The sequence below is a fragment of the Rhizobium sp. A22-96 genome, assembly GCF_053521805.1.
Window position 1 is genome coordinate 1 of record NZ_JBNWDQ010000007.1, and the last position, 23,115, is coordinate 23,115.

The window sequence follows — 23,115 nt, forward strand, 5'->3', positions numbered from 1 at the left end:
TGCGATCGAATGCATTTTCACAACTCCTTCATGAAAAGTTGCATCCGATTGAAGGTCCAACATTATGAGAACCTTACAGGGCCATCTCTCTCGCTGCTCCGCTCCCATGTGTTGAAATCATCCTGCGCGCCCGTCATTCGGAACGACAAGCAGCCTGCCGGCCTTCGTCGCCAGTTGATCGTGTCCGCGGCCTTGCGTCACAGCGGCTTACTAAATCAGGTGGTCAGGATTAGCCGGGGTAAGTCGAAGCAGTTCCGGTGTGAATGGAAGAGATTGTGGGTTCCCGCCAAACACGCCATTAATTCCAAATCACCAGTTTGACAGCCGTGCAGAATCGAGGAATTCCTCTTTATAACAACCGCTTAGGGTTCATTTAAGCGTACTCGAAACCGTTGTTACAATTCTTTAGGATTTCGTTAACTAAAAACCGTTTGCCGAGCTGCTAGAATCGCAGGTATTAATAACGCTTATTGAGCCACAACGGCAAGAAAAGCGTTATTTCTGGATTCGGTTGAATGAACATGGCGATCAACTTCGATACGCTCGATTTCGATGAGGAAATCCTCCAGCAAGGAGAGTTGATTTCCGACAATCTGAACATGTTGCGTCTGGAGCAATATCCGCCTGACGCATATAAAGGATTACGAGCCTTCTCGTTGGCCGAAGTCGCAGACTATCTCGGCGTGACGCAGAACCATATCAAAAAATTGCACCTCGAAGGGAAGGGACCAGTTCCTGCAACCACCTCGTCTGGCCGTCGCACGTATACCGCCGAGCAGATGCTTGAGCTTCGGCATTTTCTCGACAAGAATGGCCGGAGTGACTTCAAGCGCTATGTCCCACATCGTCGCCCCGGCGAGCCGATGCAAATCGTCTCGGTTGTTAATTTCAAGGGTGGGTCAGGTAAGACCACCACCACGGCGCATCTCGCCCAGTATCTCGCCCTCACAGGACATCGCGTCCTGGCGATCGATCTTGATCCTCAGGCATCGCTGACATCGCTTCACGGCATACAGCCCGAGCTCGATAAGAATCCATCGCTTTTCGAAGCATTGCGCTATGACGACGAGCGCAAGTCGATCACGGAGATTATTCAGCCGACGAACTTCCCGGGTCTCGATATCGTCCCGGCCAATCTCGAACTGCAGGAATACGAATACCAAACTCCGCTTGCGGCTACGAACAAGGCCTCTCCGGAGGGCCGATTGTTCTTTACGCGCATCTCGAGCGCGTTGAAGGAGGTTGACGGCCGCTACGATGTTGTTGTGATCGATTGCCCGCCGCAGCTTGGTTATCTGACGCTGACTGCGCTCAGTGCGTCGACATCAGTGCTCATCACCGTTCATCCCCAAATGCTCGACATCATGTCGATGAGCCAGTTCCTTCTGATGCTGGGGGGAATTCTTGGGTCGATCAAGTCGGCTGGCGCAAAGGTAAAGCTTAACTGGTTCCGCTACCTCGTCACGCGCTACGAGCCGACCGATGGTCCGCAGGCGCAGATGGTAGGCTTTATGCAGGCGATGTTCTCCAAACGAATGCTCCAGAACCACATGCTGAAGTCGACCGCGATCAGCGATGCAGGCATCACCAAGCAGACTCTCTACGAAGTGGAAAAGAACCAATTCACCAGGACCACCTATGACCGTGCGCTTGAGCGCCTCAATGCGGTCAACGGGGAAATTACAGACCTCATCCACAAAGCTTGGGGGCGCAAATGACAGACAATTTGACAGCCGTGCAGAATGGAAAATTCCATTGCAAATCCAGATATCTGGCGCGGCAGGGGAGGGAAAGCCGTGGCTAGAAAGCACTCTCTGGCGAGTTTCGTACAACCAGCAGCAGACGCCCAACAACGGGGTGCCGAGGCGCGCTCCGAATATGCAAAACGGGGCGCCACTCGCTCTATGATGCAATCTCTTGATGAGATGGCGGAGAACTCTCTTCGGCTCTTGGAGGGTGACACTGTCGTGTCCCTTGACCCAGAGCTGCTCGACGCCTCATTCGTCGCCGACCGCATCGGCGATGATATGGATGACTATGTGCAGCTGAGAGAGGCGATCCGCCAGTCGGGCCAATCAACTCCCATACTCGTCCGACCACACCCCGACGACGCTGGCCGCTACATGATTGTTTTCGGTCACAGGCGTGCTCGCGCAGCTCGTGAAATCGGTATCCCGGTCCGGGCGGTTGTCAAGGCGATCGAGGACATAGCTCACGTCATCGCACAGGGGCAGGAGAATACGGCCCGGTCCGACCTGACCTTTATCGAGAAATCTCTTTTTGCCCGCAAGCTCATCGCAAACGGCATGAGCAAAGATATCGTCAAGGCATCCCTGACGATCGACGATACACTTCTTTCACGGATGCTCTCGGTCGCAGACACAGTTCCAGACGTGGTCCTCGAGGCAGTTGGAGCCGCAAAAGGCGTCGGACGGGATCGATGGGAAGAGCTTAAAAAACTCGTTCTGGCGCCGGCGGAAAGTCAGCGTGCAACTGAGTTTGTCGAGACAGATACCTTCAAGACCTCTCCAGATGGAGAGCGCTTCAATGTGCTCCTCAACGAACTCAAGACTGTCAAAAAGCCGAAGCGACCAGCCGCGTTGCCGTCAGTCCGTCAGTTCGATGTTGCAGCCAAATCCGTTGCTGTGACGACCCGATCGTCTGGCAAAAACTTCACTATCGCATTGTCGTCGAAGGACGCATCGAAATTCGGAGCATTTGTCTCCGATCAGTTGGAGGCGCTCTATCGCGCTTTCCAGGATCAACAACAGTCGAAAGCAGGAGATTAATCTGCAAAAGAAAAAGGCCCCCTAAACGTTGCCGTCGTGGAAGCCTCTCTCGTGTTCTAGCAAGCCGAGAATCGCATTTTCACGAATCCTAGTCAAGAGTCTTTGGCGTCGTTTTGGCGAGCGTTTTTCTTTTGCCTGATGAAAGGTGAAAGATATGGAGAGTGGATATGTGACGACGCCCTTCGGGCGGCGGTCGATGTCGCTTGGGATGTTGGCAAATCAGCAACTCTCGAACGTCATCGAACACGGGACCGTACGAAATAAATGGAAGCTCTTCAGAGCGGCCTGCGAAGCCCGAGCGTCACTTGGAGTGACCGAGCGCTCGCTGACTGTCCTTGATGCCCTTTTGACATTCTACCCGAACGAGGATTTGTCTCAGGACGCCGGCTTGATCGTCTTCCCTTCGAATGCCCAGCTGTCGATTCGAGCGCGCGGAATGACCGCCGCGACATTGCGCCGGCATCTTGCGGTGCTTGTCGAGGCAGGACTGATTGTCCGCAGAGACAGCCCGAACGGCAAACGATATGCCCACCGGAGCAAAGAGGGGCAAGTCAAAGAGGCGTTTGGGTTCAGTCTCTCGCCCTTGTTGGCGCGCGCCGCCGAAATCGAGCGCCTCGCTGCACAGGTAAGTGCCGAACGCGCCTTGTTTCGGGAGGCTAAAGAGCATCTCACCCTATGCCGTCGCGACGTAGCCAAGCTTATTGCTGTCGCCATCGACGAGCGCGTGCCAGGCGACTGGGACGACGTCCATGGCATCTTTCGCACGATTGTCGAACGAGTTCCCCGAGTACCGTCTCTCAGCGCCTTGAACGACGCGCTCCGCGAACTTTCAATCCTTCGCGAGGAGATCGTCAACCGACTGGAAATTCAGATAAAAACAAGAAAAATAGACGCCAAAGAGTCTCAGAATGAGCGCCACATACAGAGTTCAGATACTAAGATCATACTTGAATCTGAACCACGCATTGAGAAAGTGACCGATGGGCCGGCGTCCGCACAGCTCAAGCAGGCCGATCAAACAGACAGGCCAAAAGCCGACAAACCTACATCCGGTGCACGCAACGACGGTACGACAGCCGGGGAAGTGAGGACTTCTAGTTGCCCGCCGCTTGATCTCGTCATTCGAGCTTGCCCGCAAATCGCTGATTATGGTCCGGGTGGCTCGATCACAAACTGGCGAGATTTGAAGCAGGCCGCCCTGATCATCAGCTCCATTCTCCGTGTCAGCCCATCAGCCTACCAGGAAGCTACCACGGTCATGGGCCCAGAAAATGCTGCCACCGTCATGGCTTGTATCCTGGAAAGGGGAGGGCAGATAAATTCTGCCGGCGGATATCTGCGCGATTTAACACGCAAGGCGGAGAATGGCGAATTTGGACCTGGCCCCATGCTTATGGCCCTTGCCAAGGTCAATGGTTCCCTCAGAAAACGGCATGAGGCGGTATAAATCAGCCATGGTAATCACGCCACGTCATACGCACCATGCCGGGCGGGGTCGGGGCGCCTGGCGCCGCAACGACAACTGCGGGATCGTCATCGAGATAAGCCTTTGCTCGACTCTCCCAGTCGTCAACAAAGACCGCTTGATAGTACTGGGCGATTTCGGGGTCATGAATAATCAAGCCGGCATCTCGGTTCCTAAGCACGCCGTCGGAGGACCAATTGGTGCTGCTGACCAGGACGATCGAACCGTCGACGATGATGCCCTTGTTGTGGATGTTACCTTGGGTACGAAAGACCTTATCGTTGAACCCATTCTCCGACAGTTTGCGGATCCGGTCAGCTGCGCCATCTCGACCCATAATGATCCTCATGTCGAGGTCCTGCCGGTAACTTAACTGCGCAAGGAGCGATAGGAGATCCGTGAATGGCTTGTCGCGGGCTGCATCGCTGAAATTAATATAGGCGAACTGTAAATAGAGGGAATGCTCCGCACCAGACAGAATGTCTCGCACATGGCCAAGATAATTGTCTGGCGTGAGGAGAGGTTGGATACGAACGTTGCGAGCCGATGACGGAAGAAGGGCCGGTGCCACGGGATCCGCAATCGATGCGGCAAGTTCCAGGCCACCAGCGACGTCTTCAATCGGGACAAACACGTCGGGCATGACCTCCCGCTCGCTAAAATCCAGCGCTTCCCCACCAGCGCCTTCCGCCGCCTCCTTTTTGCTCCCATCCCTGTCGTAGGTGATATAGCGCTCGAAAAGTTGCGCCATCGGAACATCATCAACGATGACATGCCATTCGCGATTTCCCTTCGAATACATGCCCTTGGCTGATTTTCGGTCTGCGATCGGATCGATTTCAGGTTGACTGCGCAGGCTCCAGTTACCGCTCGAAAGCCAAAAGGTGCTGGAATCGCGGACTGCGACCTTCTCATGGTAGGCCGATGCAAACCGGTAGTTTGATCCGCAAGTGACGATCCAGCCATCAAGATTGTCTTTTAACGCGACCTTTAACTTGCCCCGGATCGTGGTCTCCGCGGCCGTCATGCTGTCGTCCCAAGTCAGGATCGCCTTGATGTCGCGGCTTCGGATTGTCTCGATGAAGCTCTTGGCGATATACTCGGCATTAAAGTCGTACATTGCGACCGCAAGGGTTTTCTCTGTCGCTTCCAGAAACGGCTTCAGCGTCGGCCAGCCGGCATCGGGACCGACATGGCATAGAATTGGTCTATCGACCTCGAAGCTCTCGTCGATCGGGTTTTCCGGAAGTGGCTCGTAAGTCAGTGCCGAGGTCGATGCTTCTATTGCGGCCGTCGCCACAGACTCAAAATCAGCGTTCGTCATCAGTTGTAGCTCAGCAGGCGCCTGCATGACCGTAACCCGATAGTCGCCGAGCTGACGCGGCGCCTGCTCGGCCGGTTCCAGGTAACTATCCGGCTTCTTATGGCTAACGTGGACGATGATCGCCGGCTCGCGAACGATCTGTCCGTCTATGATGGGAAAACCCGGCACTGCGTCAACAAATCCCGAAATCCGCTGAAGCGTCGCGAGATTATTCTGGATCGTCTTCTGAACGGCCAGTTTGGTCTGAATATCGAGAATACGCATGCCCCCTCCTTGCTCTTTCGAGCCGCGGCCTCTCTGCTTTCCATACTGCCTGCTGCTATTTGATCACCGGTACAGAACGCGAAAGCGACATCGACTCTACGGCCGGGTCCGCTTCCAAGCGCTCGAGATCCGCCGTACGTACCTGGGCGGAAAACATCTGATCGCCGATCTTTGCTCGGGGGGTAACATAGGTGGGAATCGTGAAACCTGCGCGAAGCTTCGTCAGGACAAGCACCATCTCTTCACCGTTGCGAGGGCGAGCCTGCGTCGATGGCGGGAGTGTTTCCAATTTGCGAAGCGATTTAAGGTCCATCAGCTTTTCGAGCACCTATGACGGCCTGAATATATGCTTTCCATCCCCGAGAAACAAGGATTATGCCTCATCCGCAGCGGCGAGCTTCGACGAGGTCAAACAATGACCGCTCCATTGGCGCGCCCGTAACCATATCGCGGGTCCCAGTCCACCGCCCTTTCATCCGATTTTGCCGTTGCGGCAATCCGTGTTCGCAAGTCGCCAATCGGAATTTCCACTCCTTTGCGCAGGGCCTCGGCGTAGGTCAGGGCAATCAGGCCCGTGATGGCTGGTGCGGCCATACTGGTTCCCGACTTCCGGACCACGCCGTTGCCGGTCCTTGACCTTGCTGCCATCACGGCATGACCCGGCGCAGAAACCTCGGGCTTTTCCCGGCCGTCGCGGGTCGGTCCTGAGCTCGAAAAGCTCGACAATGGAAGTTGGGGTTTGTGTGCATCGTACGAGCCGACCACGATCGAAGAGTGCCCCGTTGAGATCGACCCGAGCGTGTGAGTGGGGACGGCGTTGATGAACGACGCCTGGGTCGCGTCGTCGCGCTCGATCCACCCGTGAAATTCGGCTTCCTGTCCGTCAAGCGAGCGCAGCCGGACGGTCCAATTGCCATCCGAGAGCCCCTGAGCAATCCAAAGTGCGATGACATTGTCATGGTTGTTAGGATCATCGAGACGGTTGCTGATGAAGATCGACAGCTGATTTCCAGCGCCGACCGGAAGCGTAGCTCCCGGTCCAACCGGTCCGAACGAGGTTCCATCCGCGGCAATCAAGGTTACTTCAAGCTGTTTGTCGCCAGAGTACCAGAATTCCAGCTCGCCACCGCCGGCATTCTGTTGAAGCATAACGATGTCCAGCGGGATATCTGCATCGACAGTTCCGGATATATGAATATCGTCGGTTTGAGAGTTGCTTGCGGCGATCACAACTGCACGGTTTGGCCGCTGGTTGACGAGCGCGTCGAGACCTTGTTCGACGAGCGAAGAGCCGTCATGCGGACCACCATTGGTGCCGAGGCTGAGATTGACAACGCATGGTCGATCGCCCGCCTGCTCAAAGATGAAATGGACAGCCTCCAGCAACTGGACTGAGTCACCAAAAGACTGATTGACCACGTTCGGTCCGTCCCAAGCGATGTCCGTACTATCAGCTTCAACGAAGATGATCTCTGCGGCAGGCGCCACACCGGGCTGCTTCGAACCGTTTCCATTCCCAGCCGCGATGTCCATGACATGCGTTCCGTGACTGCCGCTTTGGCCGGCACTGTCCGGACGTGGCCCGTAACCAAGCGCATCATAGGGATCTGGCCGTTGCAATGCCGCATCAATTGAAGCCCGGTCGTAGAGACGGCCATAGCCGAAAGGGCTTCCGGGCTGCGCAACGGCACCCTGGTTCCAGATCGTCGAAATGCGCGTTGAGCCGTCACTGTTACGGAAATTGGCGTGAACGAAGTCACAGCCGAAATCGACAATGCCGATGACAACACCCTTGCCCCCATCCGGATCGGTACCGGCTGGAAGCGCCTGAGGCGCCACGTCCATGGCAGCCAGCGTATAGCCAAGCGCTGGGCGGAGCGGCTGCGAAGCCTTTAGGCTGAAAATGGTATCCGACTTGCGAACATGCTCTACGCGATCGATCGGCAGCCTGCCGGTGACGACCCATGTGTCGTCTGCTACCTGGCCGAGTGTCGCGCCTGGAATCACATCCTCAAGGCTGGTCCACGCGTTGACCGATGCGACGCGCGCAATGACCGCGACTTCATCCCCAGACGTGGAAGTCAGCGCGAGACCCTTCTTGCCTGTCAGCCGGTTGATCACCGCGAGCTGTAGTCGAGGATCAAGGGCGGCTTCGACACTGATCGGCAACGTACGGAGTTGAGCAAGGACAGATGGAAGAGCCGCGCTGACTTTGGTGCTGAGACGATCCATCGGAATGAACGGCAGCACGCCTTCAACCAGGTTTGCAACCTTCGGCCCCAGTTCGGCGATCTGGTTTATCGTTGCGGGGTTAATTTGCGCGAAGATACTCGATAGCAGGGGAGAAATACCAACAGCAGCACTCGAAAGCAAAGGTGCGGCCTGCGCAAGGGCGAGCTTGCCCAACGATGTGATCGCTGCCGCCTCCACCGATGGTGCCGCCGCTAGCGTGCGAGGAGGCTTCGCTTTCCTTGCGGGCTTGCCTTTCGAGCCGCTGCTGCGTGTCGTTTTCCTGACCATAGCTGCTTGCTCCCACCTTTTAAGACGATCGCCGCTCGATAGTGGAATTCTTAGCCATCAACTTTGCTAAATGCAATCCAAGAGTGTGCCTGACGTTGTTCTCCTTTGTCGGATATACTGCATCTCCTGGTCAAGAGATCCTCACCCCTAGGTCCGGGGCGCCCCCCCAGAAAAAGTGAAAACTCGGTGGGCTGGACCAGATCTCTCACCCTCTCACATGGTTTTCTGTAAGGGCGTTTTGGCGCGTGCTTCGATACCGCAACCGAAACACCGGATCAGGAGCGGCGCGAATGAGGATCTCGTTCGATCGCACTGCACTTCCACATGCGGCCATGATGATGGATCCGGCGCAGAGAAAAAACTCGTTTCCTAGACTTTCCATCCTTCGATCGAGGTCGGCCTTCAAGAGGTCTCCCGCTGATTTCGCAGTATCGGTCGTTTCAAATGCATTCGAAACGATTAGAGATTTCCGCCGTGTCGGAGCAGCCGGCGGGAACCCGGAATTGAGTTCGGCGCAGCGCCGAACCGCATCGTTGGAGTATTCCCGGCTGACACCTTCGGGCGTTCATCGCCAGTTCGGGGAGTTAATAGCAAGAACCGATCAATGCCGCTTGCGCCCTGGCGCCGGCAAGGGAGGCTTCGCCGCGCTCATTTCCCCAGATCTTACGCCCTGCGGTCGCGCCCTTGCAGCCGCCGGCCTTCGCGGTGCGCGGATATCGCCCCAGAGGTCTAGGGGCGGAAAGGGATGATAGAAAAATGGAAAGACGCGAAATTGAAAGGTTGCGCGAACGGCTATCCTGCGCCGTCGTGCTGGAGCAAGCAGGATTTGAACTGGATCGTAGGGAAAGCACGCGCAGGGCCGTCAAATACCGCCGTGGCGGCGAAATCATCATCATGACCCATGGTGGAATGGGTTGGTTCGATCCGCTTTCCGATGGGAAAGGCGACGTGTTTGCCCTGATTGGCATCCTGCAATCCAGCAATTTTGCAGAGACATTAAAGGCGGCGGTCGTTCTTGCCGGACTGACCAAAAGTGAACCCGTGCAGAGTGTGCACAAACCCCGCCGAGACACGGCAGGGGTTGTTGCACGCTGGCTGGCGAAACCGCTGCTACGGCCGAATACGCCTGCCTTTCACTATCTTGCAGGCGCGCGCGCCATCCCCGTCAGCACACTGCAACATGCCGCCTTGCAACGTCTCGTCCGGCAAGGCCCGCATGGCAGCGCGTGGTTCGCGCATGAGGATGATCGGGGCCGATGCTCCGGCTGGGAGGAGCGAGGCCCGCAATGGCGAGGATTTTCCTCCGGCGGCACAAAGATGCTGTTTCGCTTCGGCGCTCGCTCGGCGCTCAGGCTTTGCGTCACGGAAGCAGCCATCGACGCACTCAGCCTTGGTTCAATCGAGGGCGAACGCCCGGACACGCTTTACACCAGCACCGCTGGCGGTTGGGCGCCCGCGACCGAGGCCGCCATCAGGCAACTCGCTGGCCGTGTCGACATTCTCGTCGCAGCGACCGATCGCAACAGCCAGGGTGAGGCCTTCGCAGGCACGCTGCGCCAGATCGCAGCGCAAGAAGGCTGCGGCTTCCAGAGGCTTAGACCTGTGAGCGGCGATTGGAATGAAGATCTTACGGAGAAGAAGGAGGAGGAAGGACCCGGCAATTGAAGAAGGGCTGCTTCTCCTGTCGACAATGCTTCACGAGAATATTTCCAAGGAAGAGGGTATCCACGATGCCCTCGCTTAAAGCATCGTGGATACCCTATCTGCTTCAATTCCACATTTCGACAAGCGTCTGGCCAGCAACGTGCGCCCTTTGTTTTTAGGCAGCCCAATATGGGACGTAGCGCGCATTCCTCTTTCCTTGGTCGGGGTCTGCCGGCGCAATCCGTCCGAGCTTGATCGACTCGGCAATAATCGCAGACACCGCCTGATAGTCGTCTGGTGCTAGCGAGAAGCGCTCTCGCAGAGTCGCATTACTCATGTAGTCGTGAGTCAGCCACCGAAGAACACAATGAAAAAAGCAAGCTCTCATCTTTTCGGCCTTTGACATCTGGGCAAACGCACGCGGTGCGAACAGAACAACGCGCATCGATGTTTCCGAGGAAATAAAATCCGGCGCCGGCAGGTGATCGGCTTCTATTTCGATAAGTGTTTTGTCCAGACCGCCGCCACGTTCTTCACAGAGACCAAAGGCGCGCATTGTCGATGCGAGCTTTTCGTTGCGCGATCGTCTTTCATCAAGGATCCTATCGGTAGCGATGAGTGAGTTTCCGGGATTTGTCACCTCGATGCGGTTCTCGTAGATTTCGACGACAGGTCCGACGCCACCGACGATGAAGTCCTGGTGAATCATGGCGTTCGCGATCACCTCTCGAATTGCCGTTTCGGGAAAATGCGGGACCATGCGCCGGACGCCATTGATGTATTGTTCTTCCTTGGGCAGACGGTCCATTAGGAATTTCATCATCCCGGTAAAACCGACCGCATAGCCCTTTTTGCCCTCTTGTTCGAAGTCCGACTTTGACTTGTCGCGTCCGATATATTTGATAATCCGAACTGCTTTTCCGGCAATGGAAGGAAACAGGGTGACATCGCGCGCGAGGAGGATCGCCCCTAGATTGGTAATGTCGTAGCGTCCTTCGAGATTGTCGATCAGGAAACCATACTCGATCATCTTGCGAATGATTTCATCGGGTTTTTTGAGGCGGGGATCGCCGGTCAGTTCAAATAGGGGTTCAGGATCGAGTTGGGCAAAAATGTCATCGGCGGTGGCATTCGAAACTGCGATCGCACTTTCAAAGCGCCTACGGCCAGTTGCGATCCACAGCGATCGCTCATGTTCAGGAAAATCGGAGAGTTTCTTCTTGTTTTCGCCAATTCGGATAAATTCGGCGCCGCTAAATTTTACCGGCCGTTCATAGGACGGTTCAATTGAGATGATAGAATAATTCAGTCCGTCGCATTCGACATCCAGGACGTCCAACATGATCCTCGGTTCGATCATGCGACTCAGCCAATTGAGAAAATCTTCATTGCCATGCTTGAGTTGCTGTAGGCGCAAGTCGGTACCGACGCGCTCTTTTGTTCTGTCTTTGACTCCGAAGACCATGAATGCACGATCGCGTCCCTCGAGAATTGCAGCATTTGCAAGCGCTGACACGTATTCGCCGATCTCGCGAGGATCCTTGTTGTTCACCTTGAATTCGAGCCACGTGCTTTCATTCGGCTCCTCTAACAAGCGGTCAAGAAGGGCACAGGGATTGTGGATCGGCATTCACGGTCTCCTTTTATCCCCCTTATATCAGATTCGGCATGTTTCGGCGTTCGTTTAGTGGATAATTTTTTAAAATATGGAGCAAAAACAGCGGCATCTGGTGATGCGCTCCATACTTCGATTTTATCAAGGTTTTGTCAGAAGGGCGCTGTTATTTGGGAATTTGGTCCTTATTCAAGGGGTATTTTTTTATCCCCCTTTTGTCGGAATTGCGTTGCGCGACACAGATGCGAAGAAAAAAGCGCAACTAAAACAATGTTATAACGGATTGAAAGAAAGAAGGATTATATCGGCGAACGGGAAATCCTCAAGAAAATCCGTTGCATACTAGCCCGACGGCTGACGGATCCTCAATCGTGGCGGCCGCAAGACCGGGCCTGCGTCCTCCGCAAGGCTGAGAGCCTTTCTTGTCCGCAAACCAAGTCCGCTCCGCCACAATTGCAGCCGGCGGTCCAGCCTGCTGTTCGGGAGTTGTCTTCAAGAAGAAGACGAGGAGGGAAGGACACGCTGTCCGCCCAAATGGAAAAGGACATCCTATGCAGTTGATTTCAGCCGATCCGCGAAGCCTTAAGGACAATCCTGACAGATCTCGCCAATCGCAATCCTCGCCACAGTCTGACGCGGTTCTATGTGCGTCGATCAAAGCGATTGGCGTAGTGCAGCCGCCTGTCGTCAAGCCCGATCCCGAAGGAGGCAACAGCTACATTATCGTCTGCGGGCATCGGCGCGCCGCGCAGGCGATTGCCGCCGACCTTGCGGAAATCCCGCTTTTGCTGGCGGACCCGTCGGACGATCTTGGCGCCATGCAATCGCTCGTGGAGAATATCGCCCGCGAACCGCTGAATCCCGTCGACCAATGGCGCGCCATTGAACGGCTGGTCGCTCTTGGCTGGACCGAAGAGTCCATCGCAATGGCACTGTCCCTTCCAGCACGTCAGATCCGCAAGTTACGCCTACTGGCTAACATTCTCCCCGCCATTCTCGACTACATGGCTCGGGGCGACATGCCGAACGAACAACAGCTTCGGACAATCGCCGCTGCGACCCAAGACGAGCAGGCCGAGGTCTGGAAAAAGTACAAGCCGAAGAAGCAGGAGCCACAGGTTGCCTGGTGGGAGCTCGCCCGCGCACTGACCAAGACGCAAATGTTGGCGAAGAATGCAAGCTTCGGAGAAGATCTTGCCCAGGCCTACGGTATCGTTTGGTTGGAAGATCTGTTCGCGCCGGCGGACGAGGACAGCCGATACACGACAGATCTCGAAGCCTTTCTCGGCGCCCAGCAGGAATGGCTTGTGAATAATCTGCCGAAGCGTGGCGTGATCATTGAAGCCAACGACTGGGGTCATCCAAAACTGCCGCCGAAGGCGAGCCAGATCTACGGCAAGCCGGGTAAGGGCGACAATACCGGCTGGTACATCAACCCGCGGGACGGATCAGTTCAGTCGGTCGCCTATCGGTTACCTGACGCGAAACGGGTGAAGGTAGTGGACGCTGGTGTTGAAGGCATCCTGGAAGAGCGCGACTTAGTAAAGCCCCGGCCCGATATTACGAAGAAAGGTCTCGACATGATCGGAGACTTCCGCACTGACGCCCTGCACCAGGCGCTGGCGAGGGCGCCGATCGCCGACGACTTGTTGATCGCGCTGCTAATCCTCGGATTTGCCGGCACCAACGTTACCATTGCCAGCGGGTCAGCCGACAACCCCTATGGTCACGCCGACAGCCGCAAGCATACTGCCCGGCTGATCGGCGCAGAGGGCAAGCTCATTCTCGATCGCGATACTCTGCAGCAGGTCGCGCGATCTGTACTGATCGACGTGATGTCCTGCCGCCGCAATCGGTCCGATAGCGGAATTGCCGCTCGCATCGCCGGGGAAATGATCGGTGCCGACGAGTTTCTTCCGAACACGGCAACGGAAGAATTTCTGTCATGCCTTTCGCGCAACGCCCTGGAGGCGGTGGCCGAGGCATCCAGCGTCGCTGGACGAATAAAGGTCAAGGACACCCGAGCTGCGCTCGTTGAGCATTTTCATGATGGTCGCTTTGTCCATTCTGCTTCACGGATAGCGCCCTCCGTAGAAGACGTTGCTGCCTGGGCGACGCGTTTTGCCGCTGCGACATCTGAGAATGAAGGAGGCGATCAGGTAACGCTTCCCGATCCGGACTCGGGTGAGGTTCGATCCGAAAGCGAGGCCAAGTTCCGGGAGGCAGCTGAGTAGGTCACGCCGATCGAAGCGACGCTCACGCGCCGCCGGCTTGAGCTGGCGGCGCATCCGTTACCACCGGGCGGACTAGAGCAAACTCCCTTCATAAGATCTCCGCCTCGATCGGGAACGCCGTGATGGAGCGTTGGCTACGCGCCAGTCGGCAATCGAGCGCAGGCATGGCGCTGGCTGTCATTCCAACCAGGATTGGTCACCTGGCGGCGCCGGCGGATCAAGGGCATCCCGACTTATCTGACGGCGAGCACGATTTGGTCGACCGGACCAGCATCCGGACTGGCGGCCGCGTTGAAGGGTTATCAAATCCCCGGCCCAACGCGGCACGCTTGCAGCGCACGATCCGGTCCTTTCTGCCTTGGGGCAACAGACACTTCGGATCGGTTCTCCGGTTCTGTCCGTCGGGTTTGCTGCGGTCTGAACCGGACGGCGCCCCGGTCAAAGGCCGCGTGCCGCGCCGCGCAGCGGCAGGCGCGATGCGCGCTTCGCAAGGCGACGCCGCGTATTCTGCAGACCGCGAGTGCGGTCCGCATCCTCCACGACCTCGCCTCGCTTGCGCGCATCGCCCTGACCTTGGGCCGAGCCGCTTCGCCGGTTTCTGTCGACCGCACCCGAGGGACATTACCGGACGAACGGTCCCTTCGGGCTTCGCTCAATCAAGGCAAAGGACATCAATCATGGTACAGCTCAATCGCTCAACTTCCAAAGCCCGACCGGCCGCCCAGCGCGCAACCACCCTCGAAATGGTACGCCATGCCTGCCCCGACATTCCCCAGGCCCAGCGCATCTCCGAGAGCTTCGGCCACGCTGTCGTTGACAGCGATGGGATCCGCAAGCTGCACCGCACCCAATTGATCGAAAGTGCCGCGCAGTTGAAAGACGGCCTTGCCGATAAGGCGATGCAAATTCATATGCAACGCATTGTCGGATCCTTCGTCCGCTCAGCTTATGGCGCCGGCCAATTCTATAGTCGCGCCGTCACCGAGGCCCGTGACCTTACCGCGAAGCTGTCCAACGACGCTCGTGACGAGGATCTCGATGGTCCCGTCGGCTTCGACAGCCGGGCCCAGCGTAAGCGCGAATTTGCGGCCGAGATGGGTCTGCAGGCCCATGTGCTGCGAATGGCAGCCGAAGGAGTGGTCAGCGCCTATGAGGAAATCACCGGGGAAATCTGGAAGCCCTATGAACGGACCGGCGCCCAATCGACCGCCTCATCGATCGATCAGCGTGCTGCGTCCCTGCAGATGTCGGCTTTCGATTGACGACAAACGCCGGGAACGAGGTCGCAGCGCTGGGGCGCTGCGGCCTTTCTTCATGCGAGGAATTGTGCGGCGTAGCATCGCCGCTCGTCCCGGTCTGCGGTCTAGCTACGTCCTGGAAGGGCTGGTCGCAACGGCAAGCCGTCCTCCACTTCCGTTTCGGCCCGCTCTCCGACCCCGCGCAGGCCCCGACCAGCGTTTATGCGGGTGCGCCGCCTCCGGCCTTCGCTTTCTCCTGCGCCGTGACGAGCCACGATGGCGTGGCTCGCTCGACGAGAGGGAAAATGAAAATGAGGAAGATCGCTACCAAGACCCAGCCCCGTTTCGACATCTATGCGCGTATCACCGACCTCATCGTCGAGCAGCTCGGCAAGGGCGTACGCCCTTGGGTGCAGCCCTGGAGCGTGACGACGTTGGGTGGTCGCGTCTCGCGGCCCCTGCGCTTTAGCGGCGAACCCTATTCCGGTATCAATGTCCTGTTGCTTTGGTCGGAAAGTCTGGCGCGGGGATTTTCCTCGCAGACCTGGATGACATACCGCCAAGCCGTTGAACTCGGCGGCCATGTACGCAAAGGCGAGAGCGGGTCGACGGTCGTATTCGCCAATCGGATCCGCAAAACCGAAATCGACGGCAAGGACGACGACGTCGAACGGGAGATCCCCTTTCTCAAAGCCTACACCGTGTTCAATATTGCACAGATCGACGGGCTGCCTGCGAATTATACGACGCCGAGCAAAGATGCTGTTCCTACACCGATCAGCAGGCTTCCGCTGGCCGATGCGTTCTTTGCCGGCGCAGGTGCCGTCATCCGTCACGGCGGTGACAAGGCCTTCTATGCTCCCGGGCCAGATATCATCCAAATGCCGCCGATTGAGACCTTCCGCGACGTTGAAAGCTACTACGCCACCCTTGCCCACGAGCATATCCACTGGGCGGGCGCGCGCCACCGTCTTGATCGAGATTTATCCCGCTACACGAAGGATCGATCTGAGCGGGCGCGGGAGGAATTGATAGCCGAGCTTGGTGCCGTTTTTCTCGCTGCTGACCTGGGAATTGCACCCGAGATGGAACCGCGCCCGGACCACGCAAGCTACCTCGCCTCCTGGCTTACGGTTCTCAAGAACGACAAGCGGTTTATCGTCCAGGCGGCGGCGCAGGCGCAGCGGGCCGTCGGATATCTGCACGCGCTGCAGCCGCACCATGATAAGATGGCGAAATAGCCCTCCTGCAAGGCGGTTGCTACCGCGGCAGCTCGCATAAATCGCATAGATTACGTATTATACGAAACTGACTGGAGGTGCCTATGAAGCAGTTTTCATTTTCGGACATGAACCGAGCCTCGGGCGAGATCCTCGAGACCGCAATGGTCGAGCCGGTGACGCTCACCAAACGAGGTAAGGAGAAGCTTGTCATTTTGACAGCGGAGCAGTATCGAAAGCTGCTCGGTCGTTCCCATACTGCCGCATACAATCTCGACGACGCACCCGACAATGTCCACACCGAGTTGATGCACGGACTCGACGAGTTGCTCGAGGACGGGCATGTTTAACGCGGGGGACGTCGTCCGTTTCCACCATCTCTGGAAGCGCTAGGCGGATGCCGGGGAGGAAACAGGTCAAAGGGCACGCCCGGTCTGTGTCGTCGTGCGCACTCCGGCCGTGCCAGGTGTTGTCTTTCTGTTCGCCATAACCTCACAAGTACCGCGGGACGAACGCCTGTTCCTGCCGATCAGCCAGATCGAATGCCGCCGCGCCGGTCTCGATTTCCCGTGCTGGATCATACTCGACGAATATAATCGGGTCGAACTCGACAAGGCCTTTGACTTCGAGGCCACCTCGCCACTTGGGAGTTTTAGCCCAGCTTTCCTCAAGAAAATCGCCCGCTCCGTCAAGGATGCAGCGGCGAGCCGCAGGCTGGCGACCGTGTCCCGTTCCTGAGCCGATAGCAACAGCCGGTCTATTGCCGCGCCAATCCAGTGCAAGCCCTCGCGCCGCCTGACTTCAGCCATCTCAGGTCAGCTCTACGTCGCGGTGGGAATTGTTAGCCGGCCTTGTCGATGTTCGATGATGAGTGGTGTGGTGTGGCGCCAGTTGGAAGCGCGATCGACCTGGCGCGACTAAGCACCGAATGAATGTCGATTTCCACATCGATATCACGCCTTAGTCTCGAAATGAGGCGCCTGTTGTGCATTCATGATGCCAAGCATGCCAAAAACGCTGTCGAAACGACCACAGGCGAAAGACCGGATCTTATGCGTCAGCCCCGCATAGCAATCATTCTCGACGAGAATACAAGCACAGGCGGAACCCGCTATGAAGCGGCCAAAGGGTATTTTCGAGGGGTGAGCAATGCCGGAGGTCTACCCTTCGGTATTCCATATCTCTCGGAAGTCGTGAGCGTCGTTTTAAACGAGTTCGATGGCTTGGTGGCTGTAGGGGGTCGGTTCGCTTATCCCGACAGCTGGTACATTTCCGCGGAGACGTCCAGAGCCCCGCCATCGGAACGCCTCGATATCGAGAGAGCAATCGTGGAGGGTTACTTGGAGAGGGATAAACCCGTCCTTGGTATATGTGCCGGGATGCAAATGCTCGCGTGCTTGAACGGCTGTCGTCTCACGCCCGATCTCCGCGCGTCCTTTCCGAGTGTCGTCGAACACGACAAGCGGGACTACCTCCATGCTGTCGAGATTCGCCCGGACTCACGTTTGGCGGAGATAATTCGCAAACCCCGCATCGATGTAAATTCTTTCCATCGCGAAGCGATTGCACAATTGTCACCAACCGTTGTTGCGAGCGCTCACGCTGAAGACGGACTGATCGAGGCTATCGAGGTGGTCTCCAACTCGTTCGCGATCGGCCTTCAATGGCATCAAGAGCAATTTGTAGACACGGACCATCCCGGAAACGCGGTGTTTCGTGCTCTGGTAGAAGCCGCATGCTAATCCGTTGCCCTACCTGAATATGGGACTAAGTTCTAACCCGGCCCAGGGTGCTGTGCGGTCGTTCAGGGAGGCGCGCCAGTCGACCAATCGCGATGAACGCGAGAACGGCAATGGCGCCGACGGCAGCAGCAACAACAAGCGACCACGATACGCCGATGTTTTCCATCATGAACGACAGAACAAACGGTGCGGTCGACGAGATGACCAGACGAATGGACAGGACCTGTCCCTGACGCTTTCCGTACCCCTGACTCCCAAAGAGTGCCAGTGGCAAGGTCCCCTGTACGATACTGCTCAGCCCAGACCCGAGACCAAAGACGAAGGCGAACACCAACGCGCCGGGCACCGAGGGCGCAGTGATGATGAGAATGACAAGCGCTCCCGGCAGCAACACAGCGGAAACAAGCGCCAACGTAAGCTGTGATAAGCCGCCCCCGAAGACCATATTGGTGAAGCGGCTCAGGACCTGTGACGGACCAAACAGCGTGCCGACCATTACCGCCGTGGCTCCCAGCCCAAGTCCGGATAGTACGGGGACCATATGCACGAGGAGGGCGGCGTTGACGAAGCTCTCCAGAGCAAAGCCCATGACCATCAGGATAAAGGCCCACGTTCGTGCGGATGGCTTCAGGCTTGGCTCGACAGGTTTTGTTCCTTCATTTTTCTCCCGTTTGCGGGTTTCGTTGACGCCGTGCGACAACCACGCGTGGATGGGAAGGCAGACTAGAAGATTGATCGCCGCGAAGATCAGGTAGACGTTTTGCCAGGAGAGATGTGAATGCAGAGCCGTCGTGACCGGCCAGAAGATCGTTGAGGCGAAGCCGGCAATCAAGGTTAGGTACGTGATGCTACGCTGAGCAACTTGCGGCCTGATCTGAACGAGTAAAGCAAAGGCGGCGCCATATTGCACCAGATTGTACGCCGTCTCGATCGCGATCAGCGCCGCGACGAAGGCGACCTTGCCGGAAGAGAAGGCGCAAGCTGCAAGTGCGACGGCGGCGATCGCCGAGCCACCTGTCATGACGCGGCCAGCACCGAAGCGGTCGATCCATTTTCCCATGATCGGTGCGGCGAGACCGCCGATCAAGAGAGCCGCCGACAGTGCGCCAAAGATCCATTCCGACGACCAGTTCAAATCCCGCGCCATGGCAGGCGCGAGAATGCTGAAACTGTAATAGAGCGTTCCGTAGCCAATGATCTGCGTGAGACCCAAAGCAAGGATTGCAGCGGCGGGTGACCGTTCGGTATCCGCCGTCATATGGATTTGAGGCTCACGCCAATGCCGCGCCAGTGGCGCCCGACCTGGTTGAGCGCCGCAAAATCGATATTGATCAGCATCGGGATGATCATCAGCCAGATCAGTACCGCTACGGGGACAATGACCTTGGCGATCTCGGCCGCCCCGATTGCGTGGAACATGCCGGGCATCATATGCCCGAGGGCCACGCCGACACCGATGCAGAGGAACACCCAGACAGTGAAATAGCGCACAAAGGTCGACATCGTCAGGCAACCTCACCCTTGCCGTTGGTGCTGCCTTCGATACGGCCGATTTCGTGCAGCTTGGTTTCCAGCGCAAGCTTGTCGATCGTGGTGAGCGGCAGGTTCACGAACAGCGATATGCGGTTCTTCAGGAATTTGGCGGCCTGGGCAAACGCTCGGCCCTTGTCGACCTCCGAGCCCTCGACGGCGGCGGGATCCTCGATCCCCCAGTGAGCCGTCGCCGGATGACCGATCCAGACCGGACAGGCCTCGCCGGCAGCGTTGTCGCAGACGGTAAAGATGAAATCCATTTGAGGCGCGCCAGGTTTTGCGAAGACGTCCCAGCTCTTCGAAGAGAAGCCGGTCGCGCGGTATCCGAGAGCCTCGAGCGTCTTCAACGCCTCGGGACGGACTTTTCCCTTGGGCTGGCTCCCGGCCGAGAAGGCACGGAACCGGCCCTTCCCCTCGGCCTCGAGAATGGCTTCGGCCAGGATCGAGCGGGCGGAATTGCCCGTGCACAGAAATAGTACATTGTAGATGTGATCGGCGCTCATTGCAGTTCCTCCTCCATTTTTGGTGCACAGCACGCGGCAACCGCTGCGGCCGGCGCGCAGATTTCGGGATGTCCAGAGCAGCAGTCTTCCATCAGGAAGCGTATGAGACCGCCCAGAGATTCATAGTTGGCGGTGTAGATGATCGAGCGGGATTGTCGTTGCGCGGCAATCAATCCGGAATGCTCGAGCTCCTTCAGATGGAAGGAGATGTTCGACGGCGAGACCTCGACCTTCTCGGCCAAGGCGCCGGCGGCCATGCCATCCGGACCGGCGACGACGAGCAGGCGCACGATCTGCAAACGGGTTTCCTGGGAGAGGGCGGAGAAGGCACCTAGAGCTTGACGCTGGTCCATATTTCAATCATCCTTGAAGCATTGAAATATGGATTACTCCAAATGAACGCGATCGACAACTCGAAAATTCGGAGCACCGATATCAGCCTTGGTTTGCTTCTCGAAACTCTTGCGACAGCGAAGCATCTGCCGCTCGTCTTCCACTACGACGGTCGGCCTGTGAAGGGCGGCTATCATGTGACGGAGGTGAAGGCGGGCCAGTTCGCCGCGCTTGACTGCGGTGCCAATCCGGAGGCCTGGACGGAGATTTTCGTGCAGCTCTGGGACATCGACGAGGGCGAGCGCACCCATATGCCGACCGGAAAATTCGCTGATATCATCCGCAAAGTTTCGGAACACGTAAAACTCGACGGATCCGCCAGGCTGACGTTCGAGGTCAGCGACGGTGTGCGGCCGATACAGCTCTACCAAGCTGCGTATCCCACTCTTCGCGATGGACATCTCCATATCGAACTCGCAGCACGGCCAGCAAGCTGCAAGCCGCGTGATCGCTGGCTCGTCGACCAACAAGCGTCGTCCTGCTGCAGTCCCTCGGCCGGGAAAAGCGCGCGCTGCACCTGATGCCGTCATTTTTCAGTTGGCTGTCAGGATATATCGCTGCGCTTGGTGCGCAGCGTCTGCTTTGGCCAATAGGCACATACCAATTCAGAAATCTGCTGAACAGGACAACCACGATGCAACTCAATCGGGCGGCACGCACTCCTGAGGAATTGCCCTTCGTGTGGTCATGTTTTGGTCCCGCCTTGAGTTCGCTGGCGGTATGCGGCGCACCGAATGAGTCCAACCTCTCCCCTGTTCCGATGCAATGGCTCACCCCCGCGGGCTCGATGGGGCATGTCTGACCGGAAATCGCCTCGCGCGCTCGGCTCGATCGTTGTCCCGCAACGGCCTGGCTCGTTTTCTTCCCCTGTCCGCTGCGCGGACATTCCTCGCGATAGCCAAGAAAGCCTCGGCCGATGGCCGTCCTCCACTTCGTTACAGCCCCAAGGGGTGCGGTCCGATCGTTCCCGGTCTTGTCGACAGCCATCGAGGTCGCGATGGGCGCGGCCCGAACAACCGAAAAGGATTACGGCAATGGCAACAATCGGTTCTTTCACCGCATCCGAAAATGGCTTCTCCGGCACGATCAAAACACTTAACCTCAACGTCAAGGCCAAGATCGTCCGTGTCGAACGCTCCTCGGAGGACGCCCCCGACTTCCGGGTTCTCGCTGGAAACGTCGAATTCGGCGCCGGCTGGCAGAAGCAGGCTCGGGAGAGCGAGCGGTGTTACATTTCCGTCAAGCTCGACGACCCTAGCTTTGCCGCCCCGATCTACGCAACGCTCACGGAAGTCCAGGGGCAGGAAGGTCTCCAGCTCATCTGGTCGCGCAATACACGCCGCTGATGGCTGGCAAATAGCCCCGCTCTCACCGAGCGGGGCTTTGTCATGTCACTTGTTCAACGCATCCTTCAGCGCCTTGGCAGGTGTGAATGTCAGCTTCTTCGCGGCGGCCACTTTGATCGTGGCACCGGTCGCCGGATTTCGCGCCTCGCGCTCTGGTGTTGCCTTGACCTTGAACTTGCCGAAACCGGGCAGGGAGGTTTCGTTGCCGGCAATTGCGGCGTCGGTGATAGAGGCGATAACAGCTTCGACAATCGTCTTGCTCTGCGTCTTGGTCAGGCCATGCGCACTAGCGATCTTGTCAGCAATTTCATTGGTCGTGGTCATAGCGGTCTCCCAATTGCGGATTGATTCAGAATCTCTGACACCGGCAGCCGGTTCTGTCATTGAGCCGGCTCGGTAAACCGGTTCAAACCGCCTGGATTTCCACAGGTTCCGACGGGGCGATATCCCTTTGCCCGCTTTCTTCGCGCCAGTTCAAGAAAATAGGCGATGGCTTCCTTCTCTGTCGTGAACAGCTCGGCCTTCTCCCCACCACGCTTGCCGATGCGCCCCCAGCAACGCACAACCGAGATTTCGCCAAACAACGTTGGCTGCATGGAAAGCGCATAGTAGCGCGCCATGTTTCTAGTCTTATCGATACGCTGGCAATAAAGCCTAAAGATGCAAAGGGCCATGCCGCACAGCATGCCGACCACCTCCACCTGCGTCCAACGAGTGTTTTGAATCGATAAAGGGTGTTCGATTCACAAAACTGATGGATATTGGCCCGTCACAGCGCGCGCGCTCAAGCTACCGCCATCAGCGCAATAGTTGCCGAGTGTTCTCTGCCACCTTCGATTCCATTGGATCATCCCTGGTGCATTGAAGAAGGGGTGCCCCAAGAGAGTGAACCCTGTCTGCTCAGATCGGCGAATTGTGCCGGGCGGACAAAGTCAACTCAAGGCCGCACGGCCCCTCCAATTTTCTCTTCGCTTCGTTTCACTGCGCTACGACAAAATCGGCCCCTCCGCGCGCCGGCTCCGCCGGTCGCCATGGCGAGCCTTGACTTGCCTTCGCCCACCCAGCTCGCCGCTGTCATCTCTCACAAACGTCAAGGAGACGGCAATCATGATTATCGAACAACAAATCGAGGAACTCCGCGCCGAGGCACGTAACGCCGCAAGCCTTCCGGAGCGGCGCCAGATCGAAGCGGAACTTGAACTGGTGCTTGCCGAGCGCGAGGTGCTCTATGCTGAACTCGATGGCCGCGTGAGCGCGGAGCCACCTTTCTGAGGTCGGCGCGATC

At 57.4% G+C, this 23,115-nt stretch carries 22 protein-coding genes and 1 pseudogene; 13 read left to right on the forward strand and 10 right to left on the reverse strand.

The genetic code is table 11. The features are described 5' to 3' along the window. Positions 1-515 precede the first annotated feature (515 nt). The 3 genes from repA (at position 516) to repC (ending at position 4,236) form a co-directional block, all read left to right on the forward strand. A complete protein-coding gene (gene repA, locus ACQZ6F_RS27105; RefSeq protein WP_449095299.1) occupies positions 516-1,718 on the forward strand; it encodes a plasmid partitioning protein RepA in 1,203 nt (400 codons plus the stop codon). A gap of 24 nt (positions 1,719-1,742) precedes the next feature. Beyond that, the gene (repB, locus tag ACQZ6F_RS27110) at positions 1,743-2,789 is read left to right on the forward strand and encodes a plasmid partitioning protein RepB (RefSeq protein WP_449095298.1); all 1,047 of its coding nucleotides are present in this window, start codon (positions 1,743-1,745) and stop codon (positions 2,787-2,789) included. Positions 2,790-2,943: 154 nt separating this feature from the next. After that, on the forward strand, positions 2,944-4,236 hold the full coding sequence (repC, locus tag ACQZ6F_RS27115; RefSeq protein ID WP_449095297.1) for a plasmid replication protein RepC: 1,293 nt from the start codon (positions 2,944-2,946) through the stop codon (positions 4,234-4,236). Position 4,237: 1 nt separating this feature from the next. Here repC and ACQZ6F_RS27120 read toward each other — a convergent pair whose 3' ends face one another. The 3 genes from ACQZ6F_RS27120 to ACQZ6F_RS27130 form a co-directional block, all read right to left on the reverse strand. Further along, positions 4,238-5,842, reverse strand: a complete 1,605-nt coding sequence (locus ACQZ6F_RS27120) for a phospholipase D-like domain-containing protein (protein WP_449095296.1) — start codon at positions 5,840-5,842, stop codon at positions 4,238-4,240. Between the two features lie 55 nt (positions 5,843-5,897). After that, positions 5,898-6,170 carry a hypothetical protein gene (locus ACQZ6F_RS27125; RefSeq protein WP_449095295.1) on the reverse strand — a complete coding sequence of 91 codons (273 nt, stop codon included), beginning with the start codon at positions 6,168-6,170 and terminating at the stop codon, positions 5,898-5,900. An 80-nt stretch (positions 6,171-6,250) separates the two neighbouring features. Continuing rightward, positions 6,251-8,248 carry a S8 family peptidase gene (locus ACQZ6F_RS27130; RefSeq protein ID WP_449095294.1) on the reverse strand — a complete coding sequence of 666 codons (1,998 nt, stop codon included), beginning with the start codon at positions 8,246-8,248 and terminating at the stop codon, positions 6,251-6,253. 870 nt (positions 8,249-9,118) lie between these two features. On the opposite strand from ACQZ6F_RS27130, the gene ACQZ6F_RS27135 reads away from it, so the two are divergent. Further along, positions 9,119-10,027: a DUF3991 and toprim domain-containing protein gene (locus tag ACQZ6F_RS27135; RefSeq protein WP_449095293.1), complete on the forward strand. Its 909-nt coding sequence runs from the start codon at positions 9,119-9,121 to the stop codon at positions 10,025-10,027. Between the two features lie 154 nt (positions 10,028-10,181). Here the strand turns inward: ACQZ6F_RS27135 and ACQZ6F_RS27140 are convergent, their stop codons facing one another. Beyond that, a complete protein-coding gene (locus tag ACQZ6F_RS27140) occupies positions 10,182-11,636 on the reverse strand; it encodes an ATP-binding protein (RefSeq protein ID WP_449095292.1) in 1,455 nt (484 codons plus the stop codon). 536 nt (positions 11,637-12,172) lie between these two features. Between ACQZ6F_RS27140 and ACQZ6F_RS27145 the strand changes: the two genes are divergently transcribed. From ACQZ6F_RS27145 to ACQZ6F_RS27170, 6 genes are all read left to right on the forward strand, one after another. Continuing rightward, positions 12,173-13,855, forward strand: a complete 1,683-nt coding sequence (locus ACQZ6F_RS27145) for a ParB/RepB/Spo0J family partition protein (protein WP_449095291.1) — start codon at positions 12,173-12,175, stop codon at positions 13,853-13,855. Between the two features lie 677 nt (positions 13,856-14,532). After that, on the forward strand, positions 14,533-15,117 hold the full coding sequence (locus ACQZ6F_RS27150) for a hypothetical protein (RefSeq protein ID WP_449095290.1): 585 nt from the start codon (positions 14,533-14,535) through the stop codon (positions 15,115-15,117). Between the two features lie 287 nt (positions 15,118-15,404). Further along, positions 15,405-16,334, forward strand: coding sequence for an ArdC family protein (locus ACQZ6F_RS27155; protein WP_449095289.1), 930 nt, complete (start codon positions 15,405-15,407; stop codon positions 16,332-16,334). A gap of 83 nt (positions 16,335-16,417) precedes the next feature. Beyond that, positions 16,418-16,663 (forward strand): type II toxin-antitoxin system prevent-host-death family antitoxin, encoded by a 246-nt coding sequence (locus ACQZ6F_RS27160; RefSeq protein WP_449095288.1) that lies wholly within the window; start codon positions 16,418-16,420, stop codon positions 16,661-16,663. Positions 16,664-16,772: 109 nt separating this feature from the next. Then, complete coding sequence (locus ACQZ6F_RS27165; protein ID WP_449095287.1) at positions 16,773-17,051, forward strand: hypothetical protein; 279 nt, start codon at positions 16,773-16,775, stop codon at positions 17,049-17,051. 245 nt (positions 17,052-17,296) lie between these two features. Then, on the forward strand, positions 17,297-18,055 hold the full coding sequence (locus tag ACQZ6F_RS27170) for a gamma-glutamyl-gamma-aminobutyrate hydrolase family protein (RefSeq protein ID WP_449095286.1): 759 nt from the start codon (positions 17,297-17,299) through the stop codon (positions 18,053-18,055). Positions 18,056-18,080: 25 nt separating this feature from the next. Here the strand turns inward: ACQZ6F_RS27170 and arsK are convergent, their stop codons facing one another. From arsK to ACQZ6F_RS27190, 4 genes and pseudogenes are all read right to left on the reverse strand, one after another. Then, positions 18,081-19,313 (reverse strand): arsenite efflux MFS transporter ArsK, encoded by a 1,233-nt coding sequence (arsK, locus tag ACQZ6F_RS27175; RefSeq protein WP_449095285.1) that lies wholly within the window; start codon positions 19,311-19,313, stop codon positions 18,081-18,083. 8 nt (positions 19,314-19,321) lie between these two features. Further along, positions 19,322-19,558: pseudogene (locus ACQZ6F_RS27180) on the reverse strand (arsenic resistance protein); the annotation flags it as partial. A gap of 2 nt (positions 19,559-19,560) precedes the next feature. Beyond that, on the reverse strand, positions 19,561-20,091 hold the full coding sequence (locus tag ACQZ6F_RS27185) for an arsenate reductase ArsC (protein WP_449095284.1): 531 nt from the start codon (positions 20,089-20,091) through the stop codon (positions 19,561-19,563). Next, a complete protein-coding gene (locus ACQZ6F_RS27190; protein ID WP_449095283.1) occupies positions 20,088-20,444 on the reverse strand; it encodes an ArsR/SmtB family transcription factor in 357 nt (118 codons plus the stop codon). The genes ACQZ6F_RS27185 and ACQZ6F_RS27190 overlap by 4 nt, the downstream gene beginning before the upstream one ends. A gap of 42 nt (positions 20,445-20,486) precedes the next feature. Between ACQZ6F_RS27190 and ACQZ6F_RS27195 the strand changes: the two genes are divergently transcribed. Both ACQZ6F_RS27195 and ACQZ6F_RS27200 read left to right on the forward strand, forming a co-directional pair. Beyond that, the gene (locus ACQZ6F_RS27195) at positions 20,487-21,005 is read left to right on the forward strand and encodes a DUF6428 family protein (RefSeq protein ID WP_449095282.1); all 519 of its coding nucleotides are present in this window, start codon (positions 20,487-20,489) and stop codon (positions 21,003-21,005) included. A gap of 513 nt (positions 21,006-21,518) precedes the next feature. Next, the gene (locus ACQZ6F_RS27200) at positions 21,519-21,830 is read left to right on the forward strand and encodes a DUF736 domain-containing protein (RefSeq protein WP_449095281.1); all 312 of its coding nucleotides are present in this window, start codon (positions 21,519-21,521) and stop codon (positions 21,828-21,830) included. A gap of 45 nt (positions 21,831-21,875) precedes the next feature. Here ACQZ6F_RS27200 and ACQZ6F_RS27205 read toward each other — a convergent pair whose 3' ends face one another. Continuing rightward, on the reverse strand, positions 21,876-22,154 hold the full coding sequence (locus ACQZ6F_RS27205) for an HU family DNA-binding protein (protein ID WP_449095280.1): 279 nt from the start codon (positions 22,152-22,154) through the stop codon (positions 21,876-21,878). 56 nt (positions 22,155-22,210) lie between these two features. Beyond that, the gene (locus ACQZ6F_RS27210; protein ID WP_449095279.1) at positions 22,211-22,516 is read right to left on the reverse strand and encodes a WGR domain-containing protein; all 306 of its coding nucleotides are present in this window, start codon (positions 22,514-22,516) and stop codon (positions 22,211-22,213) included. A gap of 421 nt (positions 22,517-22,937) precedes the next feature. Between ACQZ6F_RS27210 and ACQZ6F_RS27215 the strand changes: the two genes are divergently transcribed. Beyond that, positions 22,938-23,102, forward strand: coding sequence for a hypothetical protein (locus ACQZ6F_RS27215; RefSeq protein ID WP_449095278.1), 165 nt, complete (start codon positions 22,938-22,940; stop codon positions 23,100-23,102). The last annotated feature ends 13 nt before the right edge of the window (positions 23,103-23,115 follow it).